Source organism: Chitinophagaceae bacterium (assembly GCA_016710165.1).
Lineage (GTDB): Bacteria > Bacteroidota > Bacteroidia > Chitinophagales > Chitinophagaceae > Ferruginibacter.
This window is the reverse complement of sequence record JADJLJ010000001.1, coordinates 1,229,799-1,241,944: the sequence shown is the minus strand read 5'-3', so window position 1 is coordinate 1,241,944 and position 12,146 is coordinate 1,229,799. Positions and strand designations below refer to the sequence as shown.

The 12,146-nt window shown below is 46.0% G+C and carries 6 protein-coding genes and 1 pseudogene; all 7 read left to right on the top strand.

The genetic code is table 11. From position 1 onward, the window contains the following. Positions 1 to 132 precede the first annotated feature (132 nt). The 7 genes and pseudogenes from IPJ02_05420 to IPJ02_05390 all read left to right on the top strand — a co-directional run bounded on the left by IPJ02_05420 (position 133) and on the right by IPJ02_05390 (position 12,145). A complete protein-coding gene (locus tag IPJ02_05420) occupies positions 133 to 1,389 on the top strand; it encodes an efflux RND transporter periplasmic adaptor subunit (GenBank protein ID MBK7375008.1) in 1,257 nt (418 codons plus the stop codon). 27 nt (positions 1,390 to 1,416) lie between these two features. Beyond that, positions 1,417 to 1,626, top strand: a complete 210-nt coding sequence (locus tag IPJ02_05415; protein MBK7375007.1) for a hypothetical protein — start codon at positions 1,417 to 1,419, stop codon at positions 1,624 to 1,626. A 32-nt stretch (positions 1,627 to 1,658) separates the two neighbouring features. Then, complete coding sequence (locus tag IPJ02_05410; protein ID MBK7375006.1) at positions 1,659 to 2,336, top strand: ABC transporter ATP-binding protein; 678 nt, start codon at positions 1,659 to 1,661, stop codon at positions 2,334 to 2,336. Between the two features lie 48 nt (positions 2,337 to 2,384). Continuing rightward, positions 2,385 to 4,824: pseudogene (locus tag IPJ02_05405) on the top strand (ABC transporter permease). A gap of 10 nt (positions 4,825 to 4,834) precedes the next feature. Then, positions 4,835 to 7,291 (top strand): ABC transporter permease, encoded by a 2,457-nt coding sequence (locus tag IPJ02_05400; protein MBK7375005.1) that lies wholly within the window; start codon positions 4,835 to 4,837, stop codon positions 7,289 to 7,291. Positions 7,292 to 7,301: 10 nt separating this feature from the next. After that, positions 7,302 to 9,713, top strand: a complete 2,412-nt coding sequence (locus tag IPJ02_05395) for an ABC transporter permease (GenBank protein ID MBK7375004.1) — start codon at positions 7,302 to 7,304, stop codon at positions 9,711 to 9,713. A gap of 11 nt (positions 9,714 to 9,724) precedes the next feature. Continuing rightward, positions 9,725 to 12,145, top strand: a complete 2,421-nt coding sequence (locus IPJ02_05390) for an ABC transporter permease (GenBank protein ID MBK7375003.1) — start codon at positions 9,725 to 9,727, stop codon at positions 12,143 to 12,145. Position 12,146: the final 1 nt, after the last annotated feature.

Sequence of the window (12,146 nt, the reverse complement as noted above, 5' to 3'; positions counted from 1 at the left end):
TTAGGACAAAAGTTAAGTTTTTGAAAATCAACCAGATAGCTTCTGGCACAGCGTTGAGTGCTTAAGATCATCTCCGGGTATATAATATATATGGTTCGCCCGGGAAGTTACCAGAAAAATAAAAAGATAACAATGGACAGAGTAATTGAAAAAAAGGGTTTTGGAAAAAAGAAGATCATGCTTACCGCAGGCATCATTGGTTTGGCCGGGCTCATCTTTGCCAGCTGGTATTTCACGTCAGGTAAATCAAGGCTGAATGTAAATACAGACCGTATCACCATCAGTGAGATCAGGAAAGGCGCCTTCCAGGAATTCATCCCGGTAAATGGCGTGATACTTCCCATGACCACCATTTACCTGGATGCGCTGGAAGGGGGACGGGTAGAAGAAAAGTTTGTGGAAGACGGGGCCGTTATGATAAAAGGCCAGCCCATCCTGCGCCTGAGCAATACCGATCTTGAATTGAGCCTGGTTAACCAGGAGACCTCTGTATTCAACCTGCTTACACAGATGCAGATATCCCGGAATGCAGCGCAGCAGAACACCATTGGCAAACTGAACCAGCTTACCGATGTTGATAACCTGCTGAAGGAAGCGGAACGTACCTATAAACTGAATAAGAAACTCCATGAACAGAAAGTGATCGGTTCGCAGGAATTCAAACAGTCGGAAAATAATTATAATTACCAGTTGCAGAAGAAAAAACTGGCAGACGAGGTATTGAAAAAGGATTCCGTTTCAACCCGCCAGGAGCAGGATCAGGCGAAGCAATCATTTGACCGTACCCAGAATGCCCTGCAGGTGATGCGTAAAAAAGTGGGCGACCTGATCGTACGGGCACCCATTGACGGGCAGCTGACCTCGCTGGATGCAGAGATCGGCCAATCGAAAAATAAGGGGGAGCGGCTTGGACAGATCGATGTGATGAGCGGCTTTAAGGTACGGGTTGACATTGACGAACATTATATCTCCCGGATATTCAATGGCCTGGCAGGCGAATGTTCCATTGCCGGAAAGATCTACAAACTCAGCATTAAGAAAGTATTTACACAGGTAACCAACGGACGTTTCCAGGTAGACATGGAATTCAATGATTCTATTCCGCAGGGAATACGCCGCGGTCAGACGCTGCAGATAAGACTGGCATTGAGTGATGAAACACAGGCATTGCTTTTACCGAAGGGAGGCTTCTACCAGCAGACGGGTGGCAACTGGATATTCAAGGTTTCGGAGAATGGGAATGTGGCATACAAGATCGATATCCAGCTGGGCCGGCAAAACCCGGATTATTATGAGATCCTGCAGGGCCTGAAGCCCGGGGATAAGGTAATAACCTCCAGCTATGAGAATTACGGCACCATGCAGGAACTGGTTCTGAAAAAAGAGTAACAGCATCCATCCATAAAAAACAAAGTCATGAAAAAACAATTTTTTGTACTGGCGTTGATGATCTTATCGGGCGTATTGATCACGTCCCGCAAAGAGAATGGTTTAAAAGCCTGCGGTACCGGCACCGCAACCGGTTCAACGGTGAACAAATGCAGCGTGCTGAAGGGGCAGCAGGGCTACGTGGAGGATGCAGATGTCGCCATGGATCTTTTAATGAATCCCTTTACACAATTATGAACGGAATATTCTCTAAAATTTAAATAACAACAATGATAAAGATTACCGACTTAGAAAAGATCTATCGTACCGAAGAAGTGGAAACGGTTGCACTGAACAAGCTTTCCATCGAAGTAAAGGAAGGAGAGTTTGTTGCCATCATGGGCCCATCGGGCTGTGGTAAATCCACCTTGCTGAATATACTTGGTTTGCTTGACGACCCCGATGCCGGCAGTTTTGTTTTTAACGGGCCAGAAGTGGCGCATTTCAATGAACGCAAAAGGGCCGACCTGAGAAAGCGGAACATTGGTTTCGTTTTCCAGAGCTTCAATCTTATTGACGAACTGACCGTTTTTGAAAACGTGGAACTGCCCCTGATCTATACCGGCGTTAAAGCGGCCGACAGGAAGAAAAGGGTGGAAGAGGTTTTAGACAAGATGCAGATCATGCATCGCCGTAATCACTATCCCCAGCAGCTTTCCGGTGGCCAGCAGCAACGGGTGGCCGTGGCCAGAGCCGTAGTGAATAATCCCAAACTTATTCTTGCCGACGAACCTACCGGTAACCTGGACTCTTCCAACGGCAATGAAGTGATGCAGATGCTGACAGACCTGAACGAAAAAGGAACAACCGTGATAATGGTCACGCACTCGGAACACGATGCCCGGTACAGCCACCGCATCATCCGTATGCTGGATGGACAGGCCGTCATTGAGAATATCATGCTGTAGACGAATAAAGATTTTACCCGGAGACAATCACCAACTTAAAGTATAGCCATGATCAAAAATTATTTTAAAGTAGCGTTCCGGAACCTTTGGAAAAATAAAGGGTACAGTGCCATCAATATCTTTGGCCTTGCGGTGGGGCTTGCCACCTGCCTGCTCATTACCCTGTATGTGACCGATGAACTGAGTTACGACCGGCACTTCCGGAATGCCAGCCACATTTACCGCATCAATTCAGATATACGGTTTGGCGGCAGCGACCTGCACATGACCCAGACATCCGATATGATGGGTCCGCTGCTGAAAAAAGATTACCCGCAGGTGGAAGAATATACCCGTATATATACCAACGACGGGGCAAAGCTTGTGAAAAAAGGCAACGAGTTCATTACCGAAGCCAGGGCAGTGCATGCCGATTCCACTTTCTTTACGGTGTTCACATTGCCGGCCATAGCCGGGGATACTAAAACGGCGCTGAATGAGCCGAATACCGTAGTGATCACGGAATCAACAGCAAAGAAATATTTCGGCGATGTGAACGTACTGGGAAAGAATGTGGAAGTCAGGAACGGCGAGACCATCACCCCATTCAAAATAACAGCGGTCATAAACGACATTCCCAAAGAGACCCATTTTAATTTTGAATTTATCTTCTCCATGAAGAGTGTGGAATACCAGTGGGGCACGCTTACCAGCCATAATTTTCATACCTACCTGTTGTTAAGACCCGGAACCGATTACAAGGCCTTTGAAAAGAACTTTGAGCTGTACAACGAGAAGTATGTGCTGCCCTATGCCCAGCAGTTCATTAAGATCAGCAGTATGGATGAGTTCAGGAAGTCCGGGAATAAACTTGAATACTCGCTGATACCACTAACAAAGATCCATTTGCACAGCGATTTTAATTATGAGATCATGCCGGTGGGGAATATGCAGTATGTGTACATTTTTTCAGCGGTTGCCTTTTTTATTCTCCTCCTTGCCTGCATCAATTTCATGAACCTGAGTACGGCACGGAGTGCCAAAAGGGCCAGGGAAGTGGGTATCCGGAAAGTACTGGGAACCGGGCGCAGGACCCTGATCTCCCAGTTCCTGGTTGAATCAACCATCACCGCTGCCATTTCACTCATCCTTGCTGTGCTGATCGCGTATTTCGTATTGCCCCTGTTCAATGACATTGCTGCCAAATCACTTTCCGTGAATGACCTGCTGGGCATGAACATCCTGCCCTTTATCCTCCTGCTTCCTTTGGTGGTGGGCTTGCTGGCAGGAAGTTACCCGGCTTTGTTCCTGTCAAAGTTCAGGCCCATCGTTGTGCTGAAAGGGAACATGAATACAGGATTTAAAAAAAGCAGGCTCCGCAACGGGTTGGTCGTGTTCCAGTTTGCCACTTCCATTATGCTCATCATCGGCACCATCATTGTGTACAAGCAGCTTAAATATATCCAGACAACAAAACTGGGATTCAATAAGGACCAGGTATTGGTGATCGACGGCGCGTATGTACTCGGCAACAATGTGCAGGCATTCAAAAATGAGGTATTGGCCATGCAGGGTGTGAGCAGCGGTACCCTCAGTTCTTTCCTGCCCGTTACCAATTCTGCACGCACCGATAATTCGTACTCCAAAGAGGCTGTGATGGATACCAAAAGCGGGATCGATATGCAGACCTGGACCGTGGATTATGATTACATCCGGACCATGGGCATGGAAATGGTGAAAGGAAGAAATTTCTCAAAGGATTATGGCGCCGATTCAGCGGCCATTCTGATCACGGAGACCACGGCAAAACTGTTGGGTTATGATGAGCCCTTGGGTAAAATGATCTATGCCCCCACAAATATACACGGCGATAAAACACTTATCCCGTTGCAGGTGATCGGTGTAATAAAGGATTTTCATTTTGAATCCCTGCGGCAGAAATTAGGCCCTTTGTATGCGGCTTGGCAAAAGTACAGGCCTTGCTTCTTTTAAGATAACAGCAGCCAGTGCCGGGAGCCTGATCCCGCAGGTAGAGAAAAAATGGAAATCACTGGCCCCCGGAATGCCTTTCAGCTACCGGTTCATGAGCGACTCCTTTGATGAGATGTACCGCAGTGAACAGCGTGCAGGCATCATTGCCGTTGTATTTGCCGTACTGGCCATCCTCATTGCCTGCCTTGGCTTATTTGGCCTTGCTACCTATATGGCCGAACAACGTACCAGGGAGATCGGTATCCGGAAAGTGCTTGGCGCATCGGTGAGCAATGTGGTCAGCATGTTGTCGAAGGATTTTTTGGTGCTGGTCACCATCGCTTCTGTACTTGCATTCCCGGTTGCCTGGTGGGCCATGAACAGGTGGTTGCAGGATTTTGCATACCGGATCAATATCAGCGCCTGGGTATTTGTGGCAGCAGGGTTGGCCGCATTACTGATCGCACTGATGACCGTAAGTTTCCAGGCCATTAAGGCCGCCATCGCAAATCCCGTTAAGTCATTACGAACAGAATAAAAGTATAGCCATGATCAAAACGTATTTTAAGATCGCCTGGAACAACCTGAAGAAGAACAAGGTCTTTTCCTTCATCAATATCTTTGGTTTGTCGGTAGGACTTGCCAGTTGTATGCTGATAACACTGTACATCCTGAATGAGATCAGCTACGACCGCTACCACAGGAACGGCGATACTATCTACCAGCTGGGTACCATTTTTATCCAGCAGGGACAGGAGCACAAAATGCCCAATACCCCTGCGCCGATGGTACAGGCCATGCAGATGGATTTCCCGGAAGTGGAGCAAAGCACCCGGCTGATGCCGTTGTTTGCAGAAGACAAGACCCTGATCCAGTTCAGGGAAAAGAACGGGGAACCCAGGTCATTTTACGAAACCAGGGGCTTTCTCGCCGATTCCACCTTCTTCCGGGTGTTTACCTACAAATTCACCGAAGGCAATCCGGCAACAGCGCTCAATGAACCGAAGGCCGTTGTGCTTTCTGAAGAGATCGCAAAAAAATTCTTTGGTGACCAGCCCGCACTGAATAAACTGGTACGTATCAGCAGCAGCTCAAATGGCGATCATGACTTCGTGGTGACCGGTGTATTCAGGCCAAACGACAAGCCATCGCATATCGACGCACGGTTCTTTATGTCAATGAAAGGAGGGGACATTGAAGGGTACATACGGGAGAACGGGACCAGTTTTGCCACCAATAATATGTTCTACAGTTACCTGCAGTTAAAAGCGGGCAGCGATCCAAAACAATTAACGGCAAAATTCCCGGCCTTCATTGATAAGTATGCCGGCAAAGACCTGAAAGCAATGGGCTTTGGTAAGAAACAATTCCTGACCCCGTTAAAAGATATTCACCTGCGTTCCGGAATGGATGGTAATGTAACCCCGCCGGGCAGCATGACCTACCTGTACATCCTTGCTTCCATTGCCTTATTTACGTTATTGATCGCCTGCATCAATTTTATGAACCTGTCCACTGCCCGTTCCTCCAAGCGCAGTGCAGAAGTAGGTATCCGTAAAGTACTGGGAGCCGAAAGGGGATCACTGGTCCGGCAGTTCCTGGGCGAATCGGTTTTCATGAGCCTGATCGCATTTGCCTTTGCATTCACGATCACGGAACTGTTATTGCCAGCTTTTAATTCCGTTTCCGGGAAGAACCTTAGCCTTTCTTTTACGGATAACATGCTGATCATTGCGGCCTTCTTTTTACTTTCCCTGGTTACCGGGCTTTTTGCCGGAACATACCCGGCATTCTACCTGTCCTCATTCAGGCCCATTAAGGTATTGAAGGGACGGTTCACCAATTCGCTGGCAGCCGTATCCCTGAGAAAAGGACTCGTTGTATTTCAGTTCATCATCTCCGTGGTACTCATCATTGCATCCGTGGTCATTTCCAGCCAGATGAATTACCTGCGTTCGGCCGACCTGGGTTTTGAAAAGGAAAGGCAGGTGATCATTCCCCTGCGCAGCGGAACAGCAAAGAATATCTATACTTCATTCAGGAACGAACTGGCTAAGCAGCCACAGGTATTGGGCGTAGGTGCATCGGCCTATTACCCCGGCATTGGTAACCCTTCGGATAACCTGTATTATAAAGAAGGGCAAACCATGAATGATGCCAGGCGTACCCGGATCAATTTTGTGGATGCAGGCTACCTGAAAACCCTGGACCTGAAGCCGGTTGCAGGCCGTTTATTTTCCCAGGAATTCCCTGCCGATACCAATTTCCGGGTGATCGTGAATGAAACGGCGGTAAAAGAAATAGGCCTGGGTACCCAGCAGGAAGCCGTGAACAAAAAAGTTTATTTTGACTACCGCGGTACGCAGTATGGATTTGAGATAATAGGCGTGGTGAAGGATTTTCATTTTGAGGACATGCACCTTCCCATTGCACCCTATGCCTACCAGCTGAATAGTACCAGCAATAATTTCAATTACATGATGGTGCATGCCAGGCAGGGTGATATGAATAGCCTGCTGAAGTCGGTTGAAGCAAGCTGGCATAAATTAAATCCCAATGAACCGTTCGAGTACAGTTTCCTGGATGATGATTTCCAGAAGAATTATGATGCAGAGACCCGCCTGTCATCCATTGTAGGTTATTTTACCCTGATCGCCATTCTCATCTGTTGCCTCGGTTTGTTCGGGCTGGCCACGTTCAGTGCAGAACAGCGGATCAAGGAGATCGGTGTACGCAAGGTGCTGGGGGCAAGTGTCACAGGCATTGTAACGCTGTTATCAAAAGATTTTTTAAAACTGGTTTTAATTGCCATTGTAATTGCATCGCCGCTGGCCTGGTATGTCATGCACCGCTGGCTGCAGGATTTTGCCTACCGCGTTGATATAAACTGGTGGGTATTCTTACTGGCCGGCATCATTGCGGCTGCCATTGCCTTTGTCACCATCAGTTTCCAGGCCATAAAGGCGGCGAATGCCAACCCGGTAAAAAGTTTACGTACAGAATAAAAGTATAACCATGATAAAGAACTATTTTAAAACAGCATTCAGGAATTTGTGGCGGAACAGGAATTTCACATTCATCAATGTGGCGGGGCTTGCTGTTGGCATCGCCGTTTGCCTCGTCATCTTCCTCATCATAAAGTTTGAACTGAGCTTTGATGAATTTCATGAAAAGAAAAGCAGTATTTACAGGTTCGTTTCCGTAAACGAGAATGAAGATGGGGTGAAACGCAGTGCAGGTGTTCCCTATCCGTTACCCACCACCCTGCACAATGATTTTCCTTCGCTGGTTTCCACGGCTGTTTATTCCGACCGGGGCGACCAGATCGTTATACCGGACGAATCAAACAAGGGCACAGTAAAAAAATTCAAGGAAGAGAGCGGGATGTTTTTTGTGGAGCCTTCTTTTTTTAAAATATTCGATTTCCCGCTTATAGCCGGTGCGTATCATTCATTGAAGGAACCGAATACGGCCGTACTGACCAAAGCCACAGCAGAACGTTATTTCGGCGACTGGCGGCTGGCCATTGGAAAAACCATCAAGCGGAACAACAAAGACCTTTTTAAGATAACCGGTGTACTTGCCGACCCCCCTTCCAATACAGACCTGCAGCTGAAAATTGTTGCCTCTTATGTTACACTAAAAGATTTTACCGGTAACACCGACTGGATAAGCACTGCTTCAAACCACGGCTGTTATTTCCTGTTGCCGGAGGGTACCGGTCCTGAAGCCATGAACAGGCAGATCGCTGCCTTTTACAAAAAATACAGGAAAGGAGATGACCGCGATGCCCGGCAAAGTAACATCCGGTTGCAATCCTTAGCGGAAGTACATTATGATGCAGAGGCTGGTAATTTCATTGACCGCACGGTTTCAAAAAGCATGATCAATACCATGTGGCTGATCGCCGCATTCATTTTACTGATCGCCTGTGTAAATTTCATTAACCTGTCTACAGCCCAGGCATTTACCCGGGCAAAAGAAGTGGCGGTAAGAAAAGTACTGGGCAGTAACAGGCGCCAGCTGAAACTGCAGTTTTACAGCGAAACGGGCCTGATCACATTCATGGCCATATTGCTTGCTGTTGGGATAACCTATGCAGCGCTTCCTTATCTTGGAACTGTTGTGGACCTGCCCCTGAGCCTGCGCTTTTCTAAAGATCCGGGCATCCTCTTATTCCTGCTGGCCACCGGCATCCTGGTCGTATTACTTGCAGGTTTTTATCCGGCGGTCATCTTATCCCGTTTTAATCCCGTTACTGCTTTAAAAAGCAAGGCAGCTGCGGTGAGCGGAAAAGGGATCTCATTACGCAGGGGATTGGTGGTGATCCAGTTCGTGATCGCACAGGCGCTCATCATCGGTACATTGATCATTGTGCAGCAGATGGATTATTTCAGAAGCCATTCCATGGGGTTTGATAAGGACGCTATTGTGAATGTGGCTTTTCCGCAGGACAGCCTTGGCAAATCAAAACTGGATTATTTGAAGAACAGGCTGACAGCCATTGACGGCATCCGTTCGGTGAGCTTCAGTTTTGCCAGCCCGGCAGACGACGGCAACTGGACCTCCAATTTCCGTTTTGATCATGCTGAAAAGGAGGTCGATTGGCATGCCAACCTCAAATGGGCCGATGCAGATTATTTAAAGACATACGGAATATCATTGGTGGCCGGCCGCAACCTGAATCCTTCCGATACCGCAAAAGAATTTTTGGTAAATGAGACCCTGCTGAAGCGGCTTGGTATCACCGATCCGCAGCAGGCGATCAATAAGGAAATTGACCTGTGGGGAGAGATGAAATTTTCCATTGTAGGCGTGATAAAGGATTTCAATGCCATGTCGTTGCGCAAAGCCATTGTGCCGGTACTGATAACCACCGTAAAGGATTTTTATGGAACGGCCGGTATCAAACTGCAGGCAAAAGATGTACCCTCCACCCTAAAAAAAGTGGAAGCGGTATGGGGGGAGGTTTATCCGGATTTTGTGTATGAACAAAAATTCCTGGATACAAAAATTGAGAATTTTTATACGCAGGAGCGCAAACTTTCCAACCTGTATAAAATATTTGCTGCACTGGCTATATTCCTGAGTTGCCTTGGCCTCTACGGACTTGCATCCTTCATGGCCGTGCAGAAGATCAAGGAAGTGGGCATCCGCAAAGTACTTGGTGCATCGGTGCAGAACATTGTATTTCTTTTTTCAAAGGAATTCTTACTGCTGATCGGTATCGCATTCCTTATTGCTGCACCGTTGGCGTATTATTTTATGCACGACTGGTTGCAGGATTTTGTTTACCGGGTGAATATCTCCTGGTGGGTAATTGCATTGGCAGGTTTGATAGCTATTGCTGTTGCATTGATCACCATTAGTTTCAAAGCCTTTAAGGCAGCCATTGCAAATCCGGTTAAAAGTTTAAGGTCAGAATAAAAAGTATAACCATGATAAAAAATTATTTCAAAACTGCCTGGCGTAATATTTTAAAGAATAAAACATTTTCAGCCATCAATATTTTTGGGTTGGCCATTGGCGTGGCCGCTTTTTTGTTAATTGTAAACTATATCCGGTTTGAATATAGTTATGATGAGGCGCTGCTGAATAAAGAAAGAATATTTCGTATGCCAATGAAGATGGTAGAGAAAGATGGAAAAGTGCAGACCTTTGCTTTCACTTATCCGGCACTGGCGCCTGCCATGAAAAAAGATTTTCCTGAAGTGGAAGAAGCAGTACGTTTTCGCAGCCGGGGCGGGATAGTAAAATACAAAGACGTTAAGTTGGTAGAGAATGGAAGCATTTTTTTTACCGACCCGGAAATTTTTAAAATATTTTCTTTCCCTTTCAAACAGGGCAATGCTCAAACTGCTTTTAAAGAATTGAATGATGCTGTAATTACTGCATCTGCTGCAAAAAAATATTTCGGCAGCGAAGAGCCCATTGGTAAACCGTTACTTTTTGGTAACGAAAATTATATAGTAAAAGCTGTGCTGGAAGATTTACCGGCCACTTCACATCTGCAGTTTAATATTTTACTTAACTATAAAAAGTATATCCAGCTTACTGATGGAAGGGCGGAAACAAGCTGGGGCTGGTCTGATTTCTACACTTATATTTTACTGAAACCCGGTGCAGATGTAAAAGCATTGCAGGCAAAAATGCCAGCCTTTGCACAGCGGTATATGGGTGATGATATGAAAGAAAGAGGGTACCTGCAGTCTTTTGATATACAACCCGTGAAAGATATTCACCTGCGTTCTGATTACGATTATGAGCTGGCGGGTAATGGCAATCTGGGTTATTTAAAGTATCTCGGCATTGCCGCATTGTTTATTTTATTTATCGCCTGGATAAATTATATCAATCTCTCCACAGCCCGTTCGCTCGACCGCTCAAAGGAAGTGGGCGTAAGAAAAGTGTTGGGAGCAGGAAAGTTTCAACTGATGGGCCAGTTTCTTTCTGAATCATTGCTGGTGAATATTGCAGGAATCTTGCTGGGGATTGGGATATTTCTTTTAAGCCTTAACTGGTTTTCGGAGTTGGTTGAAAAAGATATCAGCTATTTAAGAATCAGCAGCATTAAGTTTTGGGTTTTTGTTATTGCTGTTTTTTTAACCGGCACTATGGCTGCCGCTTTTTATCCTGCGTTTTTATTATCCTCTTTTCAGCCCATTCACACTCTTAAAACATCAAAAGGCTCATCAGGATTAAGCAGCGGGAAAAACCTGCTGAGAAAATCTCTCGTGGTGATACAGTTCACCGCAGCTATTATATTAATTGCGGGGGCACTCGGTTTTTACCGGCAACTACAGTTTATGAAAGAACGGGAGTTGGGTATTAACATTAATCAGACCCTGGTGCTTACGCAATACGCCAATCTCGACAGCGCTGCCATTCCTTCTTATAATGCTTTTATAAATGAACTGGAAGCAAACCCTGGCATAAAATCTGTTACCGCTTCTACTTCAGTGCCGGGTGGTGAGGTTGGTGGTTCTTCGGATTTTAATTTAAAAGGTTCAGCGCTTGGTAAGCGATGCAGGGTGTTTGGTGTTGACAAAAAATTTATTCCTGCTTATGAGTTGAAACTGGTTGCCGGAAGAAATTTTGCTGAAGACAGACCGGCGGTGGATACCAATTATGTCATAAACATAATAGTAAATGAGACTGCGGCAAAAGTGTTTGGATTTACAAATCCTGTTGAAATGATGGGGAAGGAATTAAGTGGAGCTGGTTTTAACTGCAAAGTAATAGGAGTGGTAAAAGATTATCACCAGGAATCGCTGCAGCACAGTTTTGACCCTATTGTTTTTTATCCTGATGAAGAAAGAAACTTAGGGTACTTTTCTTTAAAACTCAATACCGGCAATCTCCCGGCGCTGATGGATTTTGTAAAAAGCAAATGGAATTCGCATTTCCCCGAAAGCCCATACCAGTTTTCTTTTTTGGATGAGCAGTTTAATAACCAGTACAAAGGCGATAAATTATTTTCTACTGTGCTTTGGTTGTTTACGATCATAGCTATCATCGTTGCCTGTTTAGGTTTATTTGGTTTATCACTGTACACCGTATCAAAACGCATGAAAGAAATCGGCATCCGCAAAGTGCTGGGGGCAACAATCGGACAGATTACCCGGATGGTAACCAAAGATTACCTGAAGCTGGTAATAGTTGCCTGTGTAATTGCTGTTCCTGTTGCATACTGGCTGCTGCAAAACTGGCTGAATAAATATGCGTTTCGGATTTCCATAGATATCTGGTTTTTCCTGTTGCCAATTCTGATGATAATTTCGATTGCGGTGATAACTGTTTTGTATCAGTCAATAAGGGCGGCGGTGGCCAACCCTGTAAAATCATTAAGAACAGAATAAA